This window comes from Allorhodopirellula heiligendammensis (assembly GCF_007860105.1).
Classification (GTDB): Bacteria; Planctomycetota; Planctomycetia; order Pirellulales; family Pirellulaceae; genus Rhodopirellula; species Rhodopirellula heiligendammensis.
This window is the reverse complement of the sequence record NZ_SJPU01000001.1, coordinates 90,794-117,746: the sequence shown is the minus strand read 5'-3', so window position 1 is coordinate 117,746 and position 26,953 is coordinate 90,794. Positions and strand designations below refer to the sequence as shown.

At 57.0% G+C, this 26,953-nt stretch carries 19 protein-coding genes and 1 CRISPR repeat array; of the genes, 4 read left to right on the top strand and 15 right to left on the bottom strand.

Annotation, left to right across the window (positions count from 1 at the left end):
- Positions 1-75: 75 nt before the first annotated feature.
- Genes Poly21_RS00485 through Poly21_RS00470 form a run of 4 tightly spaced genes read right to left on the bottom strand, consistent with a single transcriptional unit; the run spans position 76 to position 5,898 of the window.
- Entirely contained in the window at positions 76-1,209 is a 1,134-nt protein-coding gene (locus tag Poly21_RS00485) for a type III-B CRISPR module-associated Cmr3 family protein (RefSeq protein WP_302117056.1), read from the bottom strand.
- A complete protein-coding gene (cas10, locus tag Poly21_RS00480) occupies positions 1,202-3,142 on the bottom strand; it encodes a type III-B CRISPR-associated protein Cas10/Cmr2 (protein WP_146404924.1) in 1,941 nt (646 codons plus the stop codon). Before cas10 ends, Poly21_RS00485 begins: the two co-directional genes overlap by 8 nt.
- Entirely contained in the window at positions 3,135-4,118 is a 984-nt protein-coding gene (gene cmr1, locus Poly21_RS00475; protein ID WP_302117053.1) for a type III-B CRISPR module RAMP protein Cmr1, read from the bottom strand. The genes cas10 and cmr1 overlap by 8 nt, the downstream gene beginning before the upstream one ends.
- Positions 4,119-4,158: 40 nt before the next feature.
- Positions 4,159-5,898, bottom strand: coding sequence for a TM1812 family CRISPR-associated protein (locus Poly21_RS00470; RefSeq protein WP_146404920.1), 1,740 nt, complete (start codon positions 5,896-5,898; stop codon positions 4,159-4,161).
- Positions 5,899-6,449: 551 nt separating this feature from the next.
- Between Poly21_RS00470 and cas2 the strand changes: the two genes are divergently transcribed.
- The 3 genes from cas2 (at position 6,450) to Poly21_RS00455 (ending at position 12,740) form a co-directional block, all read left to right on the top strand.
- On the top strand, positions 6,450-6,740 hold the full coding sequence (gene cas2, locus Poly21_RS00465; protein WP_302117050.1) for a CRISPR-associated endonuclease Cas2: 291 nt from the start codon (positions 6,450-6,452) through the stop codon (positions 6,738-6,740).
- An 89-nt stretch (positions 6,741-6,829) separates the two neighbouring features.
- On the top strand, positions 6,830-8,794 hold the full coding sequence (gene cas4g/cas1g / locus Poly21_RS00460) for a CRISPR-associated endonuclease Cas4g/Cas1g (RefSeq protein WP_146404916.1): 1,965 nt from the start codon (positions 6,830-6,832) through the stop codon (positions 8,792-8,794).
- Positions 8,795-8,968: 174 nt separating this feature from the next.
- A CRISPR array of direct repeats spans positions 8,969-12,348; the repeat unit is 36 nt; unit sequence CCTTCCGCGAGTTCCAACTCGCGGCCTCATTGAAGC.
- 182 nt (positions 12,349-12,530) lie between these two features.
- Positions 12,531-12,740 (top strand): hypothetical protein, encoded by a 210-nt coding sequence (locus Poly21_RS00455; RefSeq protein ID WP_146404914.1) that lies wholly within the window; start codon positions 12,531-12,533, stop codon positions 12,738-12,740.
- A gap of 222 nt (positions 12,741-12,962) precedes the next feature.
- On the opposite strand, the gene Poly21_RS00450 is transcribed toward Poly21_RS00455, so the two are convergent.
- The gene (locus Poly21_RS00450; protein WP_436967482.1) at positions 12,963-13,811 is read right to left on the bottom strand and encodes a hypothetical protein; all 849 of its coding nucleotides are present in this window, start codon (positions 13,809-13,811) and stop codon (positions 12,963-12,965) included.
- Between the two features lie 35 nt (positions 13,812-13,846).
- Positions 13,847-14,521, bottom strand: a complete 675-nt coding sequence (locus Poly21_RS00445) for a MotA/TolQ/ExbB proton channel family protein (RefSeq protein WP_146404910.1) — start codon at positions 14,519-14,521, stop codon at positions 13,847-13,849.
- A gap of 287 nt (positions 14,522-14,808) precedes the next feature.
- Here Poly21_RS00445 and Poly21_RS00440 point away from each other — a divergent pair, with 287 nt between their 5' ends.
- Positions 14,809-16,107: a glucose-6-phosphate isomerase gene (locus tag Poly21_RS00440; protein ID WP_146404907.1), complete on the top strand. Its 1,299-nt coding sequence runs from the start codon at positions 14,809-14,811 to the stop codon at positions 16,105-16,107.
- Between the two features lie 54 nt (positions 16,108-16,161).
- Here Poly21_RS00440 and Poly21_RS00435 read toward each other — a convergent pair whose 3' ends face one another.
- The 9 genes from Poly21_RS00435 to Poly21_RS00395 all read right to left on the bottom strand — a co-directional run bounded on the left by Poly21_RS00435 (position 16,162) and on the right by Poly21_RS00395 (position 26,880).
- A complete protein-coding gene (locus Poly21_RS00435; protein ID WP_146404906.1) occupies positions 16,162-16,536 on the bottom strand; it encodes a nucleotide pyrophosphohydrolase in 375 nt (124 codons plus the stop codon).
- A complete protein-coding gene (locus tag Poly21_RS00430; RefSeq protein WP_146406738.1) occupies positions 16,533-17,669 on the bottom strand; it encodes an FG-GAP repeat domain-containing protein in 1,137 nt (378 codons plus the stop codon). The genes Poly21_RS00435 and Poly21_RS00430 overlap by 4 nt, the downstream gene beginning before the upstream one ends.
- A 74-nt stretch (positions 17,670-17,743) precedes the next feature.
- Positions 17,744-19,099, bottom strand: coding sequence for a redoxin domain-containing protein (locus Poly21_RS00425; RefSeq protein WP_146404904.1), 1,356 nt, complete (start codon positions 19,097-19,099; stop codon positions 17,744-17,746).
- The gene (locus Poly21_RS00420; protein WP_146404902.1) at positions 19,096-20,157 is read right to left on the bottom strand and encodes a sugar phosphate isomerase/epimerase family protein; all 1,062 of its coding nucleotides are present in this window, start codon (positions 20,155-20,157) and stop codon (positions 19,096-19,098) included. The genes Poly21_RS00425 and Poly21_RS00420 overlap by 4 nt, the downstream gene beginning before the upstream one ends.
- Positions 20,158-20,165: 8 nt before the next feature.
- The gene (locus tag Poly21_RS00415) at positions 20,166-21,131 is read right to left on the bottom strand and encodes a rhomboid family intramembrane serine protease (RefSeq protein ID WP_146404900.1); all 966 of its coding nucleotides are present in this window, start codon (positions 21,129-21,131) and stop codon (positions 20,166-20,168) included.
- A 240-nt stretch (positions 21,132-21,371) separates the two neighbouring features.
- Positions 21,372-23,621, bottom strand: coding sequence for a polyribonucleotide nucleotidyltransferase (pnp, locus tag Poly21_RS00410; protein WP_146404898.1), 2,250 nt, complete (start codon positions 23,619-23,621; stop codon positions 21,372-21,374).
- 323 nt (positions 23,622-23,944) lie between these two features.
- The gene (gene rpsO / locus Poly21_RS00405; protein WP_146404896.1) at positions 23,945-24,214 is read right to left on the bottom strand and encodes a 30S ribosomal protein S15; all 270 of its coding nucleotides are present in this window, start codon (positions 24,212-24,214) and stop codon (positions 23,945-23,947) included.
- A gap of 267 nt (positions 24,215-24,481) precedes the next feature.
- Positions 24,482-25,213 carry an adenylyl-sulfate kinase gene (gene cysC, locus Poly21_RS00400; protein ID WP_146404894.1) on the bottom strand — a complete coding sequence of 244 codons (732 nt, stop codon included), beginning with the start codon at positions 25,211-25,213 and terminating at the stop codon, positions 24,482-24,484.
- Positions 25,214-25,374: 161 nt separating this feature from the next.
- Positions 25,375-26,880, bottom strand: a complete 1,506-nt coding sequence (locus Poly21_RS00395) for an SMI1/KNR4 family protein (RefSeq protein WP_146404892.1) — start codon at positions 26,878-26,880, stop codon at positions 25,375-25,377.
- Positions 26,881-26,953 lie beyond the last annotated feature (73 nt).

Sequence of the window (26,953 nt, the reverse complement as noted above, 5' to 3'; positions counted from 1 at the left end):
GAACGAATACCGTCGGTTAGTCGCTGATCGCTCTGCGACCAGAACGATGGATCGCGGAGCGATCCACGACTTTCCTCACTTAACCGGTTCACGCGCCAGCAGTGCAGTTCCATAACCCAGGCTGGTTCGCTCACCCAGCGACAAACACCATGTGTCCTCGGGAAGCGACACCGATTCATCGAGCCACCAAACCGACCCAGCGGGAGCGTATGCTTGAAGCGTTTGCGATCGTCCCGTGCGTGAGTCGAATCCGCCGATTCGAGTGGGGCGGCCCACGGCGCATGTCGTCACTTTCGACCCGAATGACGGATGCAGTCCGGTGGCCGAGCCGCCTGAATGCACACCGTACCAACGATTCAACCAACGCGCTGCAGTGGTGAGCACAACGCACGTGCCTGATCGCGACTGCGGTCGCACGGGAGCCTGCCGCAATCGCTCACAGACGGCTTGCCGTGATTCGCCTCCCAACGGAAAAGTCAGGGGCAACTCGATGTCGTCGCTCAAGCCGTCCACACCGATGACCAGCGAAACGCCGTCAAATAAGCGAACATGCCCTGGGCTGTAAATCGAACGTGCATCGGCTTCACGGTTGATCCCAATTCGGTTTTCCATTGCAAACAAACGCGACTGGTGAATCAATTCCGTTTTATCGGGCTTGTTTCCATCGAGTACGCTTTGCATGCCAGACGTCGTGATGAAAAAATCGTCAGCCGTTCGCAGTCGCCTGTTATCTGCATCACCAGAAACTGGAAACAACGGCAGATGAATACTCCCCATATCAGTCATAAACGGGTCGCTCGATGGCCGCAGCCAATCAAGTGGATCGAACGTCGGCAATGGACTTCCCGAGTCGCCACTCTCGATATGTCGTGTACCAATCAGATGCATCGGAGGTTGAAACAGTAGCTGCAGTTCGCGCTGTGGAAACGATTTCTCGCATTTGATCGCCAACATGGGCGACGTAAATCTCAGGGGCGAGACGTCATCAAAACCATCGCCGAGCTTGGCTTTCATCGCCTCGTCCCAATTCCCGCGTTCCCACCCGAGACTGCGTGCCAACGCTGCTCGAATCGCTCCGACCACGGTTTGTGGATACGGCGGAAAAATACTCTGTAAATCCGATTGATCCTCGCCCGCGTTGGCCGAACGGCTGTCGCAAAAGAACCAACTGTCCCCGGGAGTGATCTTGTACCAGCGTGTTTCACTCATGGTCTTGCATCTCTCCGTCATCGACTTGCTTTAGAAATCTCGCCACACGCCAACCATCGAACCCGACCTTTCGCGTATCGGGCTGTTCACCTCGAATGACATGACGCGTTAACTCAACCAGTGGTCTGACGAACTCTCGTGTTTCGTCCAGACTCTGTGTTCGATCCTCACTCGACAAACGGCGACGGTATTCGGAATTGGCGAGCGCCAGCAAAATGTCTTGCCGTTTCTCATTGGCTTGGAAATTATCGTGCATCAAGCCAAAGCTGCCAGGTTGCTCGGGCAGTCTACCGATCAGCCGTGCGAACTGGTCACGAAGGTGACAAAGAAACGAAGCGTTGAAGACCGGTTTTTTTTCTGCGTCCCCGCTGGGCGACTCCTGAAAGCGGTGGATAATCGATTCGTCACCTCGGATCATTTTCAATTCACGCAACGTTTTCCATGGCACCGCCCATTGAGCATTGAGTCCCGAACCCTTCACGATCCCAATCGCGACCGCATCCCGACCGGTCGCATTTTTGGCCACATCGTCGAGCAACCGGTGAGCGTGCTGGAGGACTTGACGCAAAGGCTGCTTCCAATGCGCGTAAACAATCGCCGCTGAAATGGTCGCCTGTACCTCCGACGTGTCTTCCAAGACGCCAACAAAAGATCGCTGATATTCGTGGCTCAACCGATCGGCGATCGCGAGGGTCTCGGTCGCAGGCAGCAGTGCCAACACATCATCGCCGCCCGCGTACACCGTCCGACCGCCGTGCTCCTTAACCGCTTGATTCACGCCGGAAGTGAACCGGCTGAGGCACTGGCTCAGCGCCGTCGGATCTTTGATCGCATGAAGCAAGCTGCCCATCGAATCGCCATCCATCAACAGCAGTGCATAAAAAGGGATCGGTTTGCGCCCAGCAGTAACACGGTAGAGGTCATCAAGCTGCTTGATCAACATCCCCGTATCCGATTGCTCCATTAACCACTCGTTGTTATGGATTGAAGTGGTGAACCAAGCCGGGGCGTCGATTCGGGCCCAAGGCATCTCGGCGTCCTTCGCTGCTTCGACCTCACTCTGACAGACACCTGCTTTTCTAGCAGCAGCGACGTAAGCGTCCGCAGCCGCCCGAGCGGTCGGGTTCTGTTGGACTTCATGCAACCAGGGCATGGCTGCGAGAAACGCGGTCGAGGGCCAATTCTTCTGTTGAAACGAACGCCCGAAAACCTGTGTATCCACGGCGGGCAGCAGCCGTTTGATCAAGGCCATTGCGCAGAGCCGTTCGCCGTCACGAAGATCCAGCGTGCCGACGCCCGAACAACGTCGAACCGCATTCCAAAACGCAGTCTGATCGTCGCGACGTTCGTAACCCGACAGTTCCTGCCACTCGTGCATCAGCGAGCATTTAACGCCGCCTTCCTCCGTGACCGGAACATTGCGAATCAGCTTCCGCGCCGCCGCCATATCACCAATTGTTTTCGATCTGCCCGATGGCGAGGCTACAATCCAGCTCAGTTCCCAAAAACTCTCAGTTTGGCGTTTCCAAATATTCTCGGTCGCATTGCCGCTTTGCTCGGCCTCACCGATCATCATCCACACCGCATCGCACGCAGTTTGCCAAGCGTTTTGGAATCCCTGCTGAGCGACCGTGCCCGATCGAGCGGCATCGTTTGCAGACTCAAACTCAATTTCAAACCGATTGGGAATCCCACCAAATCCGCTTTCGATCGAGGTCAACTTGCCTCGTATGCCCGATCGATCGGGGAGGATCGTCGTCGCAGTACCCTGTTCGAACTTCTCCTCGAATTCGTTTTCAACGGCAACCAACGCCGACTCAGCCAGCCACGACAACAGAACGCTGCCCACCCACAGATCCCGCGTCCGCCTCGCCTGCGTCACAAACGCTTGGACCGGCCCAATGGAAAAGGAAAGGTGATATTTCTCAGCCAAGTTTCACCTCCGTGGCATTGAGCGATTCCATCCATTGTTGAACGACCTGAAAGAAGCCGAACTGGTTGCCTTCTCGAATTTCTGGATGAAACACCGATGGAAGAAATAGGACAACTGGCATGAACTGGTCCGCCACCGGATGGATATGCATGAGCAATGGACTCGCTCGGCGTCGTGAATCAACGCCCTGCAACGGGAGGCCCATCGGAATCTTGCTGCGACCTCGCAACGGGCTCGGTAGGCCGCGAAAATTGCGATAGGTTTCGCCAAGTAATCTGTGTGACTCTCTCGCGGATTCCGCAGCAGGGCCTACGTAGAGTCGGGCATGAGAGCCAAACGCAGTAAACTCCGGTAGGATAGGACACGGCTCGTGAACCAATGAATTGATAAAAGCACGGAACCCATCGGCGTTCTTGAACTCGAAAGAGTCTTCGTCCAAATATTCGAGGGCGATGGAGCCGAATGCACGACGGCTGCGACTTCCTAAACCGCCTAACATCCCAACGATCTTCAATGCGGGAAGAACACTTGCAAGATCTCGTTCGTTGCCAATGCACTTCACTTCAAACTCCCGTCCCTCTGGGAGTCCGATTCGGTGCGGCTTATACGTCGGAGATCCCTTCTTGCCCGATTCCGTTATGCCGTACCCAAGATAGGTGCTGCCGATTGCGGGTTGATTCGCAGGCCACTCGGTGACGAGTTCTGACTTCGCCGGTATCTTGCTACGCCAACGCAATCTCATCCGCACTTTTGATTGTCCGAATCGACGATCGCTGGAGCCGAACAACTCCGCCTCCGCCTTGTGCAAACCTTCGATGTCGTTGCCAAACTTGCCAGCCATCAGCGTCCGCCACCAGAACCGTAGCGCACCTTTGAAACTCGCCAGCCGCAACTCGGCGGATTGTTGATCCGCGCCCGCACAAAACATCGGTGTCACAATGCGATAGGTCGCGGTGATCGCGGTCGGTCGATTCATTCGCTGGTTTTCACTGAATTGTTTTCCAGTCCTGTTCATCTTATCGCTCAACATCGGACTCGGCATCTCCCTTGCTCAACTCCACGGAGGGTTCGCCGTTGAAATAGTGAATTTCACCGAGCTGCCACGGCTCGTTGCGTTGCTGCTGCGGTGGTCGGTGGTCGATCAATAGAAACTCATGGACCGGTCGCTGGAGTTCATTGCTCGCCAAGCGGCTCAGACGACTCACCAAAACGCCCATCAAACTGGTGCCACCGGTGAGGCTCGCGCGAACCTCGTCAGCCGAGTACAACCATAACGACGCCTGACGCAATAAGTCCGTAAACTCATCGACACCCGTGTGCGGATTCGTCATCGTCAGCCGCATCACCTCGACCGGCGGATCACCGGTTGCCTCGCTGGCCTTGGAAACCGCTTCGGCAGTCGCCGAGGCCGTATCCTCCGAACAGACCGCCAGCACCCGGGCCGGACGCGTGTGGACGATCGCCGAGAAGAGAACACCGGGCGTGTTTCCAATCGGTGCGATCAACAACGGACCGTGACCACCACCACTGGGAGGGAGCGACGCCCAGTTTTCACGCTCCCACCAATCCTCTTTCGCTTTCCTCATCCCCTTGCTGTCTGGCTTGAACTCCTGAGCATCCATCCCGTGGTGTTGAAGGGCATTGCGTGCCGAGGTCACGCGGTTCCATCGCTGTGCCCACTCCTGCTGGGCATCGCTGAGCAACGCGCGGACTTCGGGCCATGGAGCCCGACCGCGATGAACGATGTCTAACCCGCGCAACGCTTGTTCGTATTTGCCGCGTGATTCCTTCTTTAACCAGCCACCGCCCGCATTGTCCTGAAATGCCAGCCAACTGACGAGCCACTCTCGCATCAATCCAAACCCGAGATTGTCCTGCCCAGTACGAAGGTATCGATCGATACACGTCGCTTGCCGTTCCAGCTCAGTCCGTGTCAAGACAACGTCACCCTTCATCACTTTGTTGATTGATTGATTTTCGGGCAATGCGGCCGCAAGCGGCTGAATCTCGTCTTTCAACTCACGTTCGATTTCAGATCGGAGAGGTAAATGACTCGGGAGCACCGGACGATCAATGGCGAGCAATCGGGTTGCCGTTAGGCCCGTCTCGACCGGCAATCCATTCATGAAAAACTGGGATAGCTCGTTGAGTTGACGCTGAATTCCACGGTCGGCGACAAGCCCAGCGATTTGCCGCATCGATCCCGTTTCGCGGAAAACGGCCAACGCATGAAACCAGTGTGCCAATTCCAATACCGGTGTGAGGTCAATGATCGGTTTCGAATCATCTCGATTCTCCGTCTCCATGCGACAATACCAAACGCCGCGGATCCTGACTCGACGGAACGTCGTCAGATACAATACTAACGCATAAAAAAGAAAAGCATGATGACGCAGCCCTTCGGTAACATTCAGAGTCAGATCGCAACCTTCAGGAATGTTGGCGGCCGCAGTCTCCAGAAACGCATTGGTGTCATCTGCATCGCCAACCAGATCAATGCACCGCGTCTTTAAATCGAGTTTGGCCGATTCTTCCTGAATCTCTTTCCATGATGACTCACGCGCTTGCGGTGTTGCTAAAATCGCCAACTCGCTCGGCTGCTCCTCCACAGGAAGAAGCTTCCATAACCCATGGAACGAGAATTTCGCATCGGCTTCGACGTTGCCTCGCGAGTAAGTGATCGCAGAACGTTCCGGCGACCGCAGTACCCCCACGGACGAAAGCAAAATGTGACGATCCGTTGCAACATCCGACACGACACAGGCCTCTCAATGGTAGTTTCTTTAAAATCGATCTATGCCCGTCACTGCCTGCTTTCACGATGATGAGGAAGGGATCGGTACTGCTGTCCGAAGTTCGAGGAATCATCCAACTGAGTGAAATGGCTCGTCCTCACTTCGTAGACCCAAACGTATCCGATCACCGACACAGCGTGGGTTGCGGGAAACGCTCATTGCAAAAAAATGTGCAAAGTTGAATACGCTTCCACTGGACCGGTCGGCGCTCGACTCGGTGGGCGCTGTAGTTGCCAATCCGGTAGCCACGACTCATACCGTGTCTGCTATATTTCTGAAGGTCGGCACTTGCCCTCCGTGCAAAAATCCCACCGACGCAATTCTTGATATTTCTCAATTGGGTCGTTTTCTCCCCTCCCATCGCGAATAATCCATACAGATTGTCGCGGTGGATGACTTTTTGGATGTGACCGACTTGTGCAGGTTCGCTGCCGTCCGCTTTGGTTGACTAGGGTGCTTGATCGACACACCGTCGCGTTCGGCGGTAATCATGCTAGTGATGGCTAAGAATCATGCGACGAATCTATCTGATCACTTATGACGTTTGCGACGCGAAACGATTGCGGAAGATTTTCAAGTGCCTTCGCGGTTGGGGTGACCATCTCCAATACAGCGTTTTTGAATGCCAATTGACGGACGCAGACTTGTTGCGCTGCAAGGCCGAGATGGCGGACATCCTGCACCATGGCGAAGACCAAGTGCTCGTGATCGATCTCGGGCCTGCTGCGTCGCGCAGCGCAACACTCGTCCAAGCGATCGGTAAGCCCTACTCGGCCATGGCGGCACCCTGTTTTGTCGTGTGATGAATTGTCGCGACTGATTTCGCAATGCTCTGGACGCCAGTTTTCTTTACTCGGTTTTGATTGTACCTATTTTTTGAATCTGTGATGCCATGATCCAGCCCATCGAAGGAGCCCATTCAACCACGTTTTCCTCTGATCGTGATCCGGAGGATCTGTTGCCAGCTCGGATGATCAACGAGCTCGTGTATTGTCCTCGACTGTTCTATTTGATGCACGTTGAGGGGCAGTTCGCTGAATCGATCGATACGATCGATGGTGGGATTGTGCATCGCCGCGTCGATAATGGGACGGGAGGGTTGGCGCCTGCCGAGCCCTGTGCAACGCAGTCATTCATTCCCAGTGCCGATGAAGACCCGGCCGTGATCGTCCCGGAGGCGACCAAGCCGAAGAAGCGGCGGAAGTCGAAGCACGTGCAAGCCGCGACACTTTTCGGCGACGACGACGACGACGGTTCGGAGGCGGGTGAACAAGAAGCATGCGAACAACAATCGGATCAGGATTCCGACGCGTCTGAGGAGGCCGAGGACCTGCCCAAAACGATACATGCCCGCAGCGTGACGCTGAGCAGTGAATCGCTCGGCGTGATCGCCAAACTCGATCTCGCCGAAGCGACCGGGAGCGTGGTGACTCCAGTGGATTACAAACGGGGGCGTCCCAAACGGATGGCCGATGGAACGCTGGCTGCCTGGGACCCGGAACGAGTTCAAATTGCCTTGCAGGTCCTCGTGCTTCGAGACAATGGATATCAATCGGATGAGGGCGTGCTTTATTTCAACGAAACCCGGCAGCGCGTCCGCGTGGGCGTCGATGAAGAACTGCTCGATTTGACGCGAAGTGCCATCGCAGCTGCTCGGCAGCACCGTGAGTCGGGGCAGATCCCTCCACCGCTAGTGTCCAGCCCCAAATGCCCGCGTTGCTCACTGGTTGGTATTTGCTTACCCGAAGAAACCCGGCGTCTCGCCAATATCCAGCAACCGCCTGCCGCCGTCCGACCTTTGATCACCGCTCGTGATGAAAGGCGACCCGTCTACTTCAACACGCAAGGTATGTGGATCGGCAAGAAGGATGACCTCCTGCAAGCGAAAGTGGAGGGAAAGGTCGTTCAAGAAATTCGATTTAACGATATTAATCAAATCAATTTGTTCGGAAATATTCAGCTTTCGACACAGGCGATTCAGACTGCACTTGGGCGTGACGTCCCCATCGGATACTTCACTCAGAAGGGCTACTACTACGGGGTCAGCGGTGGGCTGGGGGTCAAGAATATTCTCGTTCGTCGTCAGCAGTTTCGGCTCGCCGATGACAGCGAGTTCTGTCTCGATATTGCTCGCGCGCTCGTCCATGGCAAAATTCGTAATCAGCGAACACTGTTGATGCGCAATCACCGTGAACCCGACGCCACATCGCTACGCGATCTCAAACGTTACGCCGCTCGCGCGTTGACAGCAGACTCACTGGCCTCTTTGTTGGGGATCGAGGGCATCGCTGCCCGCATCTACTTCGGCGATTTTGCGGGGATGCTCAAAGTCGACTGTGGCGTATCGACTGGTGGCGAGGGATATGTCACGGCAGAGAAACGGCCCGCGTTTCATTTCCGCTCGCGTAATCGGCGTCCCCCCCGTGACCCCGTCAACGCGATGCTGTCGCTAGCCTACAGCTTGTTGACGAAAGACTGCCTCGTCGCCGCAACTATCGTCGGTCTGGATCCGCATCTGGGGTTCTATCATCAAGTCAAACCGGGCAAGCCTGCGTTGGCGTTGGATCTGATGGAGCCGTTCCGCCCGCTGATCGCCGACTCGGTCGTTCTATCGGCGATCAATACGAAAATGGTCACGGCGGACCATTTCATTTGCGCCGGAAAGTCAGTCGTGATGAGCGATGCCGGGCGGAAACATTTTCTGCTAGCCTATGAGAAGCGAATGGATTCGTTGGTCACCCACCCGCTGTTCGACTACCGCGTTAGCTATCGACGACTGTTGGAGATTCAAACCCGTTTGCTAGCCCGTCGACTCAGCGGCGAAATCGAGGAATATCCCGTTTTCCAGACGCGCTAGCCACGCGAGCGGCGAGGTGATGCGCAGAACCTGGGGCCCGCTCGCAAGTGTGGGAAACACGGGGAAAGTAACGCTTTTAAGAGTGACTGGCACGTGCGCCCAACTGTAGAATCTGATGCCCGCTCGCAAATCCCAGAGAAATCCCGCATAATCCCGCACCCAAAAATGGGAGCCCCTTCCGCGAGTTCCAACTCGCGGCCTCATTGAAGCATTTACCAGTCGCCTGAATGCACTGATGATTGTTACCCTTCCGCGAGTTCCAACTCGCGGCCTCATTGAAGCTACGGCAGGGCGGATAGAATGCCGGGCTGCTTGTATCCTTCCGCGAGTTCCAACTCGCGGCCTCATTGAAGCTGGCATGGCCAGCAGCTTGATAGATCAGTTCCTCGCGCCTTCCGCGAGTTCCAACTCGCGGCCTCATTGAAGCGGCACCATATCGGCCCTCACACGCTGTCAATGCGTCCCCTTCCGCGAGTTCCAACTCGCGGCCTCATTGAAGCCTGATAAGGTCGAAGGACAACTGACTCAGCCGGTGCCCTTCCGCGAGTTCCAACTCGCGGCCTCATTGAAGCGGAAGCTGGTGGGCGATTGCCTCGATGTGATCACCGCCTTCCGCGAGTTCCAACTCGCGGCCTCATTGAAGCATGCGACTGAGGCACTGTAAGGTGCGTCAATTGCGACCTTCCGCGAGTTCCAACTCGCGGCCTCATTGAAGCCTATTGTGAATATCTCGACGGTGTACTCGCTGTCCTCCTTCCGCGAGTTCCAACTCGCGGCCTCATTGAAGCGAGCTAACCCTCAAGGACGATCTGACTCGTGACATGCCTTCCGCGAGTTCCAACTCGCGGCCTCATTGAAGCCTCCTGCTGCTGAAAGAGGCGGTGAGGATTGATGAGGAGCCTTCCGCGAGTTCCAACTCGCGGCCTCATTGAAGCCAGCCCACACACGCTCTGCCCGGCCAAGTACGCCTTCCTTCCGCGAGTTCCAACTCGCGGCCTCATTGAAGCTCTTGTGAGTAAAGACATTTAGGACTTCTCCATGTTTCCTTCCGCGAGTTCCAACTCGCGGCCTCATTGAAGCAATCGCACGGGCGGCGAGGATACAACGCTGCAAGTCTCCTTCCGCGAGTTCCAACTCGCGGCCTCATTGAAGCTCGGGGGTTCTGGCTAGACGGTGAAACCTCCGCGCCCCCTTCCGCGAGTTCCAACTCGCGGCCTCATTGAAGCCTCATCATTAGCCTGATCATATTTTGCGGGATGCTGCCTTCCGCGAGTTCCAACTCGCGGCCTCATTGAAGCGGGTGTGAGGATGTACGACCCCAGCGACGTGTCGCCCCTTCCGCGAGTTCCAACTCGCGGCCTCATTGAAGCCATCGACCACCGTGAACTCTGCCTCACCATCGGCGTTCCTTCCGCGAGTTCCAACTCGCGGCCTCATTGAAGCCGCAGTCTTTCCCGCTCCTCTGCTACTGACTCTGTTCCCTTCCGCGAGTTCCAACTCGCGGCCTCATTGAAGCTTACAATCTTGTAGCTCAGCCTCTAGTTCACTTTTGGCCTTCCGCGAGTTCCAACTCGCGGCCTCATTGAAGCTACCTGATAGATAGCACAATGCTACTAACTCTGATTTACCTTCCGCGAGTTCCAACTCGCGGCCTCATTGAAGCTGACATGACCCTCAAGGACGCGATTGACGCAGGCTGGCTCCTTCCGCGAGTTCCAACTCGCGGCCTCATTGAAGCTCGAGATTGCCGCACTCAACGGAAACGTCGCCCCAGTCCTTCCGCGAGTTCCAACTCGCGGCCTCATTGAAGCTCTTCACCAATGAGTTCGGTTACTTGTCGAAGTTTAACCTTCCGCGAGTTCCAACTCGCGGCCTCATTGAAGCCGATTCGGACACACTCACCCGACCAGTGCATTTAGATCCCTTCCGCGAGTTCCAACTCGCGGCCTCATTGAAGCTTGAGCAGCGCGGCGTCCAGCGAGATCGACCGCAGTTCCCTTCCGCGAGTTCCAACTCGCGGCCTCATTGAAGCGCGTTGCAGGAAAAACGAAAGGCGGAGGTGGTGCTACCTTCCGCGAGTTCCAACTCGCGGCCTCATTGAAGCCCGCGAAGGATCGATGATTCTTCATTTGAAGTTGATTCCTTCCGCGAGTTCCAACTCGCGGCCTCATTGAAGCGCAAAGGTGTTTGCGATGTCCCCCGCCGAGCGATCCGCCTTCCGCGAGTTCCAACTCGCGGCCTCATTGAAGCCAACCAAGGGAATACGAAATGAACCCCCTCCCAAAGCCCTTCCGCGAGTTCCAACTCGCGGCCTCATTGAAGCGATCGGTACTTGGCTGAGTAGTCGCCGAAGTGTATTTCCTTCCGCGAGTTCCAACTCGCGGCCTCATTGAAGCGTCCACATATAGACGCAGCTCGAATCGCTACACACCGGCCTTCCGCGAGTTCCAACTCGCGGCCTCATTGAAGCGGTGTAGGATTTGACCAAGCATCTGTAGTAGCCTCCCCCTTCCGCGAGTTCCAACTCGCGGCCTCATTGAAGCTCGGCGAAGTAGCTTCCGAGCACCGATTTTGCCCACCTTCCGCGAGTTCCAACTCGCGGCCTCATTGAAGCATTCCCTTGGAATGTCAGCCCGATTGCACTAGCTGATCCTTCCGCGAGTTCCAACTCGCGGCCTCATTGAAGCGTCTGGGGTGCTTACTGATCATTCGACCAATTCTACTCCTTCCGCGAGTTCCAACTCGCGGCCTCATTGAAGCTCCCCAACTGAGGCCAAGGTCTTATTCAGCTTGCTGTTCCTTCCGCGAGTTCCAACTCGCGGCCTCATTGAAGCAGCTAACCGACAATCAGGCGTTCATTGTCTGGTGCCCTTCCGCGAGTTCCAACTCGCGGCCTCATTGAAGCAGCTTCAACGCACCACCGCGACCCAATCGCATCGGACCTTCCGCGAGTTCCAACTCGCGGCCTCATTGAAGCCGAAAGCCTCGCCGTCGCCGCGGGAAGAAGGACAAGCACCTTCCGCGAGTTCCAACTCGCGGCCTCATTGAAGCCGCGAGCGTCCTCGACGATTCTGTGACCGCTAGTGACCTTCCGCGAGTTCCAACTCGCGGCCTCATTGAAGCGATGCCGCCCGTGCTTGGTATCGGAAGCAGACGACCCTTCCGCGAGTTCCAACTCGCGGCCTCATTGAAGCCGTCTGGGTCGAAAGGGAAGTCCAGGCGGAAGGATGACCTTCCGCGAGTTCCAACTCGCGGCCTCATTGAAGCGGATGATACTTGACCACTGATCCCTACCCCATCGGCCCTTCCGCGAGTTCCAACTCGCGGCCTCATTGAAGCTTGTCGTAGCAAAGTCTTGCTCCGGTTAACGGACAACCTTCCGCGAGTTCCAACTCGCGGCCTCATTGAAGCTACAGGGTCGCCAAATATGTCGTCGAACTCCGGAAGCCTTCCGCGAGTTCCAACTCGCGGCCTCATTGAAGCGACAATGTTACCACCCGCAAAATCTGGGCTGGCAACCTTCCGCGAGTTCCAACTCGCGGCCTCATTGAAGGGGCGTTCCAGTGACGAGTCGCTCGCGTTGGGAGCGGTGCATTCGTCGTTCGTATTCGATAATCCCCTCGAGGTGTCGCAATACAATTGAAACAATTGAATCCCGGCATGATCAAACACGCTGTGGGATGATATGTTGGGATCGTTCTAGCCGATGTTACCCACGCGGATACCGCTCCCAGCCATGCCTCAATTTGTTGCTCTGTATGTCCTTCCGGCACTGGCGATCGTGACCTATTTTCTCCAGCTCTGGAGTGGGTTTGCCATTGCGGGGATCAGTGGCAACAACATGCTGGTTGACCGGCGTACCAAGCCGGGACCTTACTGGTTTATCATGGCGCTGCAGACCGTGATTTTCTTCGCGATTGCGATCGTGACTACTCTGAACAAATGAAACGCGTCTTGCCAGGAATAAGTTTCAGTCCCATCTTCCCTTTCGAAACATTGCATGATTCATTTTCTCCGCCTGCCATCTCATCAACATGAACGAGCGGTTGATGCGGTGAATGGCCAGTATCGGCGACTTCGTCTGCAGTCGAGTGATGTCACCCTGGTTCTTGCATCGTGAGCGAGGCAGTGGGGACGCGCGATTTAATTTTGATTGCGCGGCCTGTGCTTACATCGGGTCGGGCGTGGCACCGAGGACCGTGTACTCGAATCGGGTTTCGGGAGTGTCAGCGCGCAGCCGCTCGAGTGTTTTGGGGATCGCGTCGACGAGCGGTTGGTACACACCGGCAACGCTTTGGGGAGCGAACGAGACGAGCAGAATCACGAGTCCCTTGGGTTGGGGGAATTGTTTGTAGGCAGCAAACAGACGATCGGTGACTTCGTCGGTGCGGGCGGCCTGTGTCTTGGCTTCCAAGCGGAATGATTCACTCCGCTGGTCGGCTTCGATGGCGATATTGCCATTCTCATCGGCATGAACTGTCCAGATCTCGGCTCGCTTGAGTAATTCGGCGTGTCCGATCAGAAAGCGAATCACGGCGTCAGCCGAGCCTTGACCAAGACGTTGGGCCTGCGCCACGGCGGCTTCGATCGGATCGTCCAGCGCCGTCGCCCCGGTCGCCGAGTCGGCTCGCGTGATCGCGTTTTCATCGAGGGTGAACCATTGTCCGATCAGGTCCATGGCGCCCTGCATTTCGGCGAGCTTCGCATCGGATCGCTGCACCGCCTGATCTCTCGCCGCGCGAGCTTGATCACGCTGTCGCTCGAGTTCTCGTTGCTGGGAACGCATGGCGTCGCGGATGCCCGCCAACTCACTGCGTTGGCGCGCGATGTCGAAGTTGAGTTGCTCGCGCTGTGCTTGCAGGGATGTCGATTCACGCTGCGAGGTTTCACGCACGTCAAGAAATTGCGCGAAGACAATGATTAATAACAAATCCATCAAAGGCGTCAGTTGAAAGCGCAGTCGCCGCGAGAGCCACGAAGTCGATAACCGCACCTCACCGGGCTGAGCTGAAGCGATAGGACGCGAATTGACGGTTTGGCGTTGTTCGTCGTTCACGTGCGTGGTTCCGGCTGCGCTGTCGATACCGACTCGTTCCGGTTCGAGTCCGCTCGTTCGTAAACGGAAAGCTCTCGCTTGACCCTGCTGGCCATTTCGCGGACGTGCAGACGATTTTCTGAGAGGCGGGCGAAACCGGGTTCAACAATGCTGCTGATCAGCATCAGGACGATGGCGGCTGCCAAGCCCGCAAAAGTACTCCAGATTGCATCGCCAAACCGACTGACGATGATGTTCACGGACGCTTGATCATCGGCGGCCAAGGCCGAGCCGATGGCGAGAATGGTGCCCAGAACACCCGCTAATGGGTAGGCTTCGATCATGGTTCGCGCCACATTCCAAGCGGTCTCGAATCGGAGTGATTGCAGGTAATCACGGCGCTCGTCGAGAACGCGAATCCGTTCGACCAACTTCGCGCGATCAGGACTATGGGGAGGTTCGGCCAGTACGTCGCCGATGTCGGCCAAGAACGCCTCAATTTGATCGGAGAGGTGGACGTGAAAATCCATGCGGCTGCGGTGAGGCAGTCCCGCGGTGAAACGCTCGAGCGTTTGGGCGATGCGTTTGCGGTCTGCCCGAGCCCACAGAATCAGCACAGCGAAGACGAGCAAATGGATCGCTGCAGCGGCGAGGATCGCGATTGTGGAATAGGAAGAAATCAGTTCCAGCATAAAAACTCAATCGAGTTTGATTGGTGAGTATCCCGCCGCCGGAATCGTGCCAGCGGCGAGTCATTTTAATTTTCAGCGAGCTCAGCTATGGTTTTGAGCGAGTCGTCGCACGATGTACTTTGAGTGCCGTTGGAGTGGTTCGGCGGGGTGGCGGCACCTGTCAACCGGCAGCGGCATCGGCCCGTGGGACACGCGATTCAATCACGTTTTAATCCATTTCTTTCGCTCGGGTGTTCTTTGCGCTCGATTCTTGACCATCCATCCCCTCACCGCAAGAGAGATCGCCGATGAAGCTGCTGCGTTTCGATCCCAACGGTGTCATGGGCGGTGCCTGTGCGGTCACGCCCGAGCAGTTCGAAGCGTTGTGCGGACGGCTCGCAGCACAGCGTGACGACATGCTCCAGCGGTCGACTGCCACGTGGACCGGTGGATTTCGCATGCCCGAGAAACTGCTCACCGATTATGAATCGATGCGTGAGAATTCAGAGCTGGGACGTGTCTTCCGCGTGGCCAACCGCCTGCATGACCATCTCGACGCTGTGGCGGTGATTGGGGACCAGGACACGTTGCTCGGCCCCGCGGCGCTGATGCGTGCGTGCTGTGATCCCTACCACAATGAGTTATCTCGCTCGGCCCGCGGTAGCAAACCGCGAATGTATTTCGCGTGCGCGGACTTCGACAACGACGCTACGGAGGGTCTGTCGCGACGATTGGCGATGGGCGGTAACGGTCCGCACGCGGCAGAGCAGCGATACGCCATCATCCCAATTGATTCGCGACAACGTCATGGTTTGTCCTCACTGGCTGTGGCGACGTCGATGGAAGTGATAGGCGATCAACTCGCTGCGTCGCTCGGCGCGGGCGCGCCTCGCTGGATACCAAAATTATTAATCCCAATTACGCCGGCGAGTGGCCCTGTCCGGGCGCACGCGGACCGCCGAGGTTGTGAACGCGACTTCCAATTTGAGGATGAGTTGGGTGGGCCGCTCGGCGTCTACTCGCCCGCAACGCTCTTGCCCGCTGCTCTGCTCGGGCTCGACTGCATCCAATTCCTAGTTGGTGCTGCAGCGATGAACGAGCATTTTCTGACTACTGAGTTTGCCGAGAATTCGGTGATGCAGTTTGTAACCATTGAGGCCGCGATCCGACAAATTCACGGAGCATCGCCGAGTCGCCTGGACGTGTGGACACCGGCGCTCAGGGGGTTCGGCGCCTGGTGGGAATGCATGATGAAGGCACCCTTGGGTCGACGAGAATCACCAGGCGATGGGGGTGTCGTCCATCAGGTCTTCGTTGACGCAGCACGCACGGATCCCTTGCCGGTCCAATCTAGAGAGATCGCCACCGAAATCGGAATTGATTGTTATTCGGCACCGAAATCTAGCAAGCAGGCAAGTGCTGTGGTGACGCTGCCCGACCTGATGCGTTCGGCGTTCGCTAGAAACAACGAAGAGCGGTGCAATGCAGGCCAGCCGACAACCCATTTGAATCTGCCGCATATCGACATGCACACACTCGGGCAGCTATTTCAGTTCACATGGTTGGCCCGCGAATGTTTGCTCACACTACACCGTGAACCGTCCTAGTGGAGGTCCTTGACTGGCTGTTGGTGTGGTGAGGAGAGACGCATCGCGGCGGGTTTACGGTTGCCCGCTGGCGTCCAGTTTCGGATTGTTCCGGTGCCTGTCACGGTCACGGTCAGTCTTTTTAGCGAGGTTCTTCTTCAAGGCCTCTGTCAGATCGATTCCTGATTGGTTGGCGAGACAGATCACGACAAATAAGACATCCGCAAGTTCATCCGATAGATCACCTAGGTGCTCGCCTGATTTGCTGGACTGCTCGCCATGACTCCGCGAAAGAATGCGGGCGACCTCACCCACCTCTTCCATCAGTTGGGCAAGATTGGTGAGCTCGTCAAAATACCGGACGCCGATGGTTTGAATCCAATCGTCGACACAACTTTGCGCGTCGGCGATTGATAGTGACTCAGGGGCAACTGGCGGTGAACCGTTCATGGCTTCGCGAGTAGGAGATAGGTACCGCTCTTACCGGCAACGGCGATATCCATCCGGCCGTCTTGATTGAAATCTTCGACAACGACCTGGAGTCCGGTACCCACACGTCCCTCATCAATGGTGTATCGCTTAAACGTCTTGGTATCGGGATTCCATCGGTACCAATACAGACAGGGCACATCCTTGCCACCGGGATCGTTCCCGTTGTGCGCAAAATAACGTTTCCCGGTGATCAAATCAGGTTGGCCGTCACCGTCGAGATCCTTCCATGTGAGACTATGCGGTTGGGAATAATCTCGGTCGATCACGTGGTCAGTCCACTGGATCTTTCCATCGTCTTCGGACGCACCCTTGTTTTCTCGCCATTGCAGTCCGAAGTGGTGACCGTTGCCGTAGATCAGATCGTTATCACCATCACCATCGAGATCAGTCACGATCATGGGCAAGCTCGCATTCAGGTTCCAGTCCGCATGGTATTCCCACGGGCCAGACCATGGATCCGATTCAGGTTGTTCGTACCAACCAGTACCCACGAGGATGTCAGCGCGTCCGTCGCCGGAGATATCACCGACGGCGATACCATGCCCGTTTTGAGGTCCGATGACCTGTCGTTTGACTTCGAAGACGGGGGAGTTTGGTGCGTCAGCTGATTCATTTTCGGCAGCTGTTTTCGGAACCAACCGCCATACGATCATGGGGGAATCAGGCTTCCAGCTGTTGACGATCCATTCCATCGTGCCGTCTCCATCAATGTCCTCGAGCAACTGGCCCTCGTTGGCGGTTGCCCCGGTATCGACGAGCAAATTTTGCTGCCACTGTTGACCGAGGCGCAGACCCTCGTCACCTGGGTTCCGGTACCAATTGACTTGGGTCGGCAAAAATGAGCCCGCGATGACGTCGAGACGTCCGTCCCCGTCGACGTCTAAGAGATAGTCGCCATTGGACTGCACGTACCCGTTCCAATCATCAACATTCCGCAGGGGCCGAGCCGCCCAATCATCGTTGCAAAACCAATTTCGACCGGCGACAATGTCAAGTTTACCGTCACCATCCATATCGCCCGCAGCGATTCCCTCATTCGCATCAATGGTCAGCAATCGAACTTCGAACTGAGGAGGTTCCCCGGCATGCAGGTGCGAAGTGAGCAGGCACGTGACGGTGATCAGTGAGGACAGGCGACTTAAAAACATGCGGTAGATCCGTAGTGTTACTCGGGCTGAGAACTGGCGATGCGTCCACCTCGGACTAGCACATCCAGCTCATCGTGAAATTGTTTTGCCAACGCATCTTCCCCAGGGTATCCCATGTGAGTGGATTCGACGATTCCGTTGCGTCCAACGATGAGCGTCAGGGGAATTTCCTCCGCCGAGAAAGCATCCATGAGAGTGCCCTCGGGATCGACGGCGACGTCGACGCCCCAATCTTGCTCGCTGGCAAAACCGTTGACGAGGCTGGCATTCTCGCCAGCATTGATCGCGTAAAAGACGACATCTTTGTCGGCGAACTCGGCAACGGACGATTTGATGGTAGGCATCGCTTGCATGCAGGGCGTGCACCAGGTCGCCCAGAAATCCAAGACAACGATCTTGTCTTTGAGTTCCTCTGAGCTGACTTCGGTTCCGTCAAGAAGCGTCAGTGTGTATTCGGGCACGGGCTTACCGAGCAGAGGGTGACTGCCGATCTCGGGCGAGGTTTGCTCTTCGTAGTCGGCGAGTGAAGCGTATTGTGTCGCATCTGGAGCCGGGACGAAGTGAAACAGCTTGTCTTCCACCTCACCGGTTACTCGCCATTTCACGAAGTCATATCGGAGCGACAGTCCGTAACCTTCGGGCACATGGACTTGGTCACTGGCTTGCAACATTGGTGTGAGGTTGACCAGCAACCGCAAGGGACGTGGGTGCTGTTCATCGGTGATCCACAAGTCCCAGACGACGTTATCGTCCTGCTGACCTCGAACATGGACAGAATCAGTGCGGCCGCGGAATTTAGTTTTTCCCATCGCTTCGACAGAAAACATCCCATTGAAGAAGCTGATCGTTGGATCAACGCCAGCCAGTGTCAGAGCGAGTAATGGCTCAGGGTACGCGCCCAGGTTGATCGGCGAGCTGGTGACGATCGCTTGATTGCTTAGAACATCCGGCAGTTCGTAATAAGCCTGTGGCGAGAGCGCCACGATATAGGTTTTGCCGTCGGCATAGATCCGTTTGCTCTCGCCTTCGGACTGATGATAGATCGTGTGATGGTCCGGCGACTTCGACGCTATCGCAAACGACGACGGTTCTCGGGAGAGAATTTCCCCATGCATGACCGTTTCGACTGTCAGCTCGACATTTGCCCGAGACCCGTCCGCCTTCGAAATGGAATCGAATAATGGCATCAGTGCTGTTTTGACCGCTTCGCTCGGTTGAAACGTATCGGCTTGAGTGACGTCGTCGTCAGCGGCAGCCTGGGGGTGACTGCCCGAGAATGTCAACGACAGTGCGAAGATTGATAGCCACGCTGCGCACCGGAGATATCGAGCAGGGAGCACGCAGAGCGACTGCGGGTGGAAGCGAGTGTTCATGGATTACCTGCTTTCATCAAGTATTGGTAGCTTTGAACAATGCTCTCCAACGGCGCGGGAGATTGATCCTGTTCGACATGACATTGATCGACACCGATCTCCTTGGCGAGCCGCATCACACTGGGAATGTCGATCACTCCATCGCCCAGTTCCTGAAATGCTTCCTTGGGCACAGCGGATTCGTCTAAGCTCACGGGAGTGTCGGCGAGCATATCTTTGAGGTGTACCTGGCTGATCCGCCCAGCGAGACGCCGCATGAGCGCCAGCGGATCTTGGCCGGCGATTTTGGCCCAGAACACGTCGAGTTCAAATTCCATCTGCTGGGGATCGAATCGCTCGATGAAAATATCGTAGGCCGTCAGGGACTTTGCCTCGGCATCTTCTGTTGCAGTCGAAGCAAAGGCGGCAAACTCAAAGGAGTGATTGTGATAGCACATACGCATGCCTGCGGCCCGGGTTTTGTCGGCTGCGGCGTTGGCGGAATCCGCGATCACGCGGCACTTCTCCGCGGAATCACGTTGATCTTTGGCAATGTATCCAAATACCACGTGTCGCAGTCCGATTCGCTGGGCTAGGTCGAGCGTCTGCTCAAGCGAAGCGACGCCCTCACGTCCCGGAGCGGTGATCACGTTGTAATCGAGGAAAGCGCTGTGCACGCACAGTCCTGCTGCCCGAGCCATGGCCGCGATTTGGACCGCCTGCTCGTCGATGTTCATCAGTTCGACCTGCCAGTACCCCGCCGCGGCTACCGCTGCGAGGGTCTGCTCAGGAGATTCTGCCATTTGGTCACGGAGCGTGTAGAGCTGCAGGCCGATTCGATCCAGGTACGGCAGCGGAGACGGTTGTGGGGCGGGGACACCGGGCTCCGGCGGCGTGTCAGTGGCGGACGGCTGCGCCGCCGGCCCGTCGCCCTCGGCTGCCGCTGCGAGGGAGTTCAAGGGGCGACCCAGCCAAGCCGCTAGCGCAGTCGTTGCGGTTAAATTGGCGGCACTACGGCGGTTCAGACGCAGCGGCGAATGACTGCGTTGAGCAGGAGGCGGAGAGGTTTCAGAAGACATCGTGTTCGCTAAAGATCGCGTGATTGCCGTTTACGGCGACTGTATTTTTCGAGAGTCCGGCGCTCACCCGCAGTCAAACTGGATTCGCCCGATGAATGGATTTTAGCTAAAATTCGATCCGCTTCCCGTTCTTCCTCGCGAATTTTCTTTTCTGGATCGTGGAGCTTCAGTTTTGCCCGTCGAGAACGCTGTCTCAAGCGAGCGGGGATTTCATCCAACTGCGTCAAATCGAGCCACTGAAAGCTCCATCCCTTCCTGACATACAGAAATCCGAAGAGGGCCCCAGCCAAGTGAACGCCGTAGGCGGTGTCGCTGCCGCTCATGCCCGCCGCACCGAGGAGATCCATCAGCACCAGGAAGCTGACGAGCACCCATGCTTTGACGGGTAGCACGAGCATCAAAAGCAGTTCTTGGTGAGGATAGTAACACGCGAACATGACCATCATGGCCATCACGCCACCGCTGGCACCGAGCGTCGCGACGTCCACGGATACACCTGGAACGAACATTCGTAGCAGCCACGGTGAGACCATCGCCACGACACCGCCCACCAAGATCGCCGCCAAGTATGCCTTCAGAAATTCCTGCCCCCCAATTCGCTGTTCGAGCGGTCGGCCGAACACATACAGCAGGAACATATTGAAGACGAGGTGAAGAATGTTGCTACGGTTATGCAGAAAGCCATAGGTCACCGTTTGGAACCACAACCAGGGGCGTGTCAACGAGGTGCCGCGGACGGCGAAGATGTCGTCGATGTGGCTGCGTTTCTCGCCCGTCGAGACGACCGCGATTTCCCCCTGCGGGGTATCCATTCCCACTGGTGAGTCCGATTGCGGGCTGTAGACAAACAGCGACTGGGCAGCGAATACGATCACATTGATCACGATGAGCGTGATCACCATGCTGCGTGGGTTTTCGATTCGATCCCACGGAGTGCGTTCCGTGCGGCCATAGTCGCGATCGTTGATCCCCATCAGAATTGGAGCCTTGTATGGAGGGAATATGCTGAAGTTGCAGTGTTGCTGCGTCGGCAACTCTCGGGCGTTACCTGTCCCCCAGAGAAGCTGGTGGGGAGCTGCGGATCGTTACCAACACGACTGTCGCCCAATACACCAATAAGTTAACCGCCCAGGCTTTCACCCAGGCGGTTAATGCTCATTTTTGAAAGACGCGAGGGAATGAGTCCGTCGCGTCTTGATTCATGCCGTCGGCACTCAGTCGCGCGAGCGACCGCCGCTGCCACCACCGTCACGACGTGGGCCGCGTCCGCCGCGGCGGCGTCGTGGACGGTCTTCACCGTCGCCACCGCTGCTGCTCTCGCCACCACCTTCACCGTCTTCCAGTTCGGCGGCCAAGGGGTCTTCCAGGCCCAATTCTTCGAGGGCGCGTCGGCGGCTGAGTTTGACACGGTCGTGCTCATCGACGTCGATGACCAACACCTTCATTTCATCGCCAACGGCGATGTGGCGATCGAGGTTGCTGATATATCCACCGCTCATTTCGCTGATGTGAACGAGTCCATCGCGACCGGGGAGGATCTCGACGAAGGCACCAAACTCTTTGATGCTGCTGACGATGCCGTCGTAGATCTTGCCAATCTGAACGGTTGCCGTGCAAGCTTCGACCTGACGCATGGCGTCCATGGCGGATTCTTTGTTGCTGCTGGCGACGAGCACGGTGCCGTCATCATCCACTTCAATCACGGCGCCGGTGGACTCTTGAATGCCCCGGATGTTCTTACCGCCAGGCCCGATCAGAGCACCGATCTTATCGGGCGAGATCTTCGTGCGGAGCAATCGTGGTGCGGTCGGCGAGATTTCGCGGCGTGGCCGCGGGATCGTCGTGAGCATCTTCTTGAGGATCTCAATGCGAGCTTCCCGCGATTGCTTCAGCGTCGCTCGAATGATCTCTTCGCCAACACCCGTGATCTTGAGGTCAAGTTGGATGCCGGTGATACCGTTTTGCGTTCCGGCGATCTTGAAGTCCATGTCGCCGAAGTGATCTTCGGTGCCGAGGATGTCCGTTAACAGGTGCCAGTCATCTGGTGAATTCTGTACCAGACCGATCGAGATCCCGGCCACAGGGTTGCTGATCGGCACGCCGGAGGCCATCAAGCCGAGTGTCGCACCGCATACCGACGCCATCGACGAACTGCCGTTGGACTCAGTGATGTCGCTGATCACGCGGATGGTGTAGGGGAATGCATCGGCGGGCGGCAACACGGGAGCGACGCTGCGCTCAGCCAGGGCTCCGTGACCGATTTCCCGACGTCCAGGTCCGCGGATGGGGCGGCATTCGCCCACGGAGTACGAGGGGAAGTTGTAGTCGAGCATGAACTTCTTGCTGTACTCGTCCTGCAAGCCGTCGACGCGTTGTTCGTCGCGACTGGTGCCCAGTGCAATCGTCACGATCGCTTGGGTTTCGCCGCGTTGGAACATGGCCGAGCCATGGACGCAAGGCAACAGGTCTGTTTCGCAGTGAATCGCTCGGAGCGAATTGCGATCGCGTCCATCGGGACGGGTGCCCGCGCTGATCAGGTCACGGACGACTTTCTCTTCGAGATCGTGCCAAACCTTTTTGAACCGATTCACACAGATTGCGCCGTCGGCCTTGGGATCGGGAATGACTTCGCTCATGGCGCGGTCGCGTAGGCCGTGGGTGGCATCGGCGCGAGCCTGTTTGCCGGATGTCTGCTGTGCGGCGCGGAAGTCATCGTAGTAGGCGTCATTAAGCCGCTGGAACAAGCCGTCGTCCGCTGGCGACTCGAAAGGCACCTTGGTGGGGTTCACCTTACGATAGAGTTCTTCCTGCAACTCGATGACTTCGCGGATAACTCCGTGAGCGAACTGAATCGCTTCCATCATTTCTTCTTCGGGCATCTCGTTGGCGAAGCCCTCGATCATCGCAACCATCTCTTGGCTGCCGCTGACGATCATGTCGAGTTCGGATTCCTCGAGCTGCTCGAAAGTCGGGAAAGCAATCAACTTGCCATCGACCTTGCCCACGCGGACGCTGGCGAGCGGTCCTTGGAACGGCAGGGGGCTGATATGAAGTGCCGCAGCGGCACCGTTCATGGCCAGCACGTCACCGTCATTTTGCAAGTCGCTGGCGATGACCATCGCTTGGACTTGAACTTCGTCCATGTACCCATTGGGCCATAGTGGGCGAATGGGTCGGTCCATCAATCGCGAGCTGAGGATTTCCTTCGTGCTCGGACGACCTTCTCGCTTAAGAAAGCCACCGGGGAACTTACCTGCTGCAGCAAGCCGTTCGCGATAGTCGCACATCAGCGGGAAGAAGTCGATGCCTGGTCGGGGGGTTCCGGAAGCAGCAGCTACCAGAACGACGGTGTCGCCATACTGCACCAGCACGCTGCCGGCAGCCTGTTTCGCGACATGGCCCGTCTCAAAGGACAAGACTGAATCGCCGATTTTTCGTTCTACGCGAATTTTGTGAATACTCACCACAACCTCTATTTTTCTTTACTTTTTCCTACAAACAACAAAACGGCGACACATCGCCGCCAACAAACTCGATGACTACAATTGATCGCGGCGCGACTCGAGAAACATCGCGCCCGCGTTCACCGGCATGACGCCGAGCGATTATTCGCTCGGCACATGCGTGAAAGATGAAACAAGAAATGTCCGCCCGCGGCGAACGTTCAGTGATGTGTGGTGCTAACAGAAAGAGTGAACACACTCGCATTACCAATCCGGGGCGTACTGCCCGTTGGCACATCCACACACGGTCGAAGGACCATGCCGACGACCAACCTGACGAGAAACTACTTGCGAATACCGAGCTTACCAATCACATCCAGGTAACGCTGCGGATCGTGAGCTCGAACGTAATCGAGCAACCGACGTCGGCGACTGACCAAACCGAGCAAGCCGCGTCGCGAAGCAAAGTCTTTGCGGTGCGTTCGCATGTGCTCGGTCAAACCATTGATCCGCTCAGTCAGAATCGCAATCTGCACCTCAGGGGATCCGGTGTCATCTGCAGTCGCTCCGTGTTCGCTGACTACTTCCTTCTTACGTTCTTTCGAGATCGTCATACCGTGAACTGTTTCCTAGATGAATCCAATACGGAGGTCACATGCCATCCGCGTCAGACCCAAGTTAAAGTGAAATTATTTTCCCGCGAAGTCTAACGTGCCACCCCGTCAACGCAACGTCAAATCGGGGGGAAGGCTGGGGTTTTTGTGTTTTGTCGGCGGCATCGACCAAACGTGGACCCCGCCGCAGGACCGCAGAAGCTGGTATACGGACGCTGAACGCATGCGGGGCTCGCGCACATCAGGACGCGCGGTCGTGGCCGGCGCTCAGCGTTTATCTTCGGCAACCGGGGTGCCAAAGACGCCCCGCGCCGTCATGACCTGCAAAATCTCCTCCGCGGCGTCGCTCGGCGTCATGCCCACGCGAAACTGCAGATGAATCTCGGGCTGCTGCGGTGCTTCATACGGATCACTGATGCCGGTAAAGTTTGGGATTTCGCCAGCGAGTGCTTTTTTGTACAGCCCTTTGGGATCGCGTTGCTGGCACACCTCCAAGGGAGTGTCGACGAACACTTCCAGAAAATCGCCCTTCTGACCGTCGCCTTCGACGATCCGCCGCACCCGATCGCGGTCTCGGCGATAGGGGCTGACGAAGGCTGCCAACGTGATCAGTCCAGCGGCCGCCATCAATGAGGCAACCGCTCCAATGCGGCGAATGTTTTCTTCGCGATCGATGGGCGAAAACCCCAAACCGAACCGCTCAGCAAACGCATCCCCATGCTCTCCGGACAATGCTGCCGGCGGGGCACACAGCCCGTGACGCACGTTGTCGCCGTCGAGCAAAGTGCAGGCGGCGCCCCGAGAGATCAATAACCGGTCGAGTTCGTTGGCAATGGTAGACTTGCCGCAACCGCTCAGTCCTGTGAACCACACCACACAGCCGCGCTGTCGGAGGTTTCGCTCTCGTGCCGCTCGCGAGACGGTGTTCTCATGCCACACGATATTCTTCGAAACGTCACCTTCGGCGGGCGGTTGATTCGGTGGGGGAGGTGCGTTCATATTTCGAAGTAGTTGCGTAGGGCGGGTAAATTTTGCGGCGGAAGGATTTGCGTAACCAGACCGCTTCGACCGTCTGAGCGGGGCGTGTGTAGGACTCTCACGCCAGGTGAGCCGACCGCTCGACTGGAACCAAATGGTATCGGGTTACAAATGGTACCGGGTTACAAATTGTAGCGAGCCTTCAATCCATCTCGATGCACGCTGGCGAGCCGTTCGTGCCGGGACCAGCCCGCAGCTTGGCAGGCAGCCATGTACCGATCGAGTAATTCGCCATAACGCCGCATCGGCTCGGCGCCGAGATCCCAGCCTGCTGCGTAAAGCAATCTCGCTGATGTTGCCGGTGATGATGCCACGGAGGCCTCATCGACGAGCATTTGCGAATATCGCTGGCGAACGGATGAGGAATCCTCAGCGGAGGAGGGACCGAGGAATTCGAGCAAGCAGGCGCGGTCAATTACCGCAGGCAACAGCCCGAGTTGGTCCTGGACCTGCGGTTCAAACGAATCACCGCAATGCGAGGATGCGGACATCTCTGCCAAAAAGCGAGCTGAAAATTTCGAAATTCCATCGTTTGCGGTGGCCCAGTGTGTGCGTAGCCGAACGCTCTGATCCGAGAATACGCTACAGCGAACCGCATTGGAAAACGCTCGCTCGGCGTCCTGCATGTCCCCTCGGGACCACTGGGCGTACCCCAGCAGATCATGTCCCCACGACAAATCAGGGCGTTTTTGGCAGACAGCGGCAGCATGCGTGACGACGTCGTCCCAGCGCTGTTGGGCGGGATCGAAATCGGTGGAGGATAGTCCCAGCGACGCTTGTAAGCGGCTGGAAACCTCACTTGGCATGGACCGTAGGTCGAAACACCAACGCATCCAATCATTCCAAGTCAGTCCCAAATCGTGAGCGATTTTGGGCGTCAGGCGGCAGCTCAGAGCACTTGCGAGAGAATCGATCACGAGCTGACAACGGACAGGAATTTCGCACAATTGCTGATTCAGTAGATCGGTCGCCAAATGACGAGGGTCGCTCGCCGCGACCCAGTCGATATTCGCGAGCGTGGGGAGTCGGTCGATCACCCAACGCCCCCAGGCGTGTTCGCGCCAGGCAACTGTCGCGGGCCGCACGTCATGATCATGCGGTTGTTCATCGCCGCCGTCAAAACTCTCACTGGCTGGTTCTGCGTGCCGACAATCAGATTGGGGCAGCGAATTGAGCAACCAGTCAAAGAGCAACGCCTCGGACAATTGGTCTCCCCAAGGCAGCCAGTCGCCCCCACCGTGGTACCACTGGCAAATATCGGTTGACCGGCCTGTTAGGGCGGCGATGTCGGGGTCGAGCAATCGCACGCACAACCAATCACCTGCGCCATTGCCTAGCAGAGGGAGGAAATTCGGCGGCATCAGCGGAGGCCAGATCGGATCGGGCACCGTTGCGAGCAGCGTCTGCGGCAGCACAGGGTAACGGAACTCACCGGGACCTGGGGAATGAGTACACTGTTCATCCCACCACTGGTTCAGTTCCTCGCCGAAATCCAGCCCGAACCGCTCAGCTAATTTTTTTGACCACGGAAGCGAACCCTTGGCTGGCTCATGCCGGGGATCGCTCTGGTGAGTTCCATCGCATTTGGCGACGGAGGAATTGGCGGTAGTCGAATCTGGTTTGGTCACGTTCTATAATCAGCGGCCGGCAAGGGCTGCCGATCAGATGAGTTCTGGGGGGAAAAGAGATCGGCGACAGCGG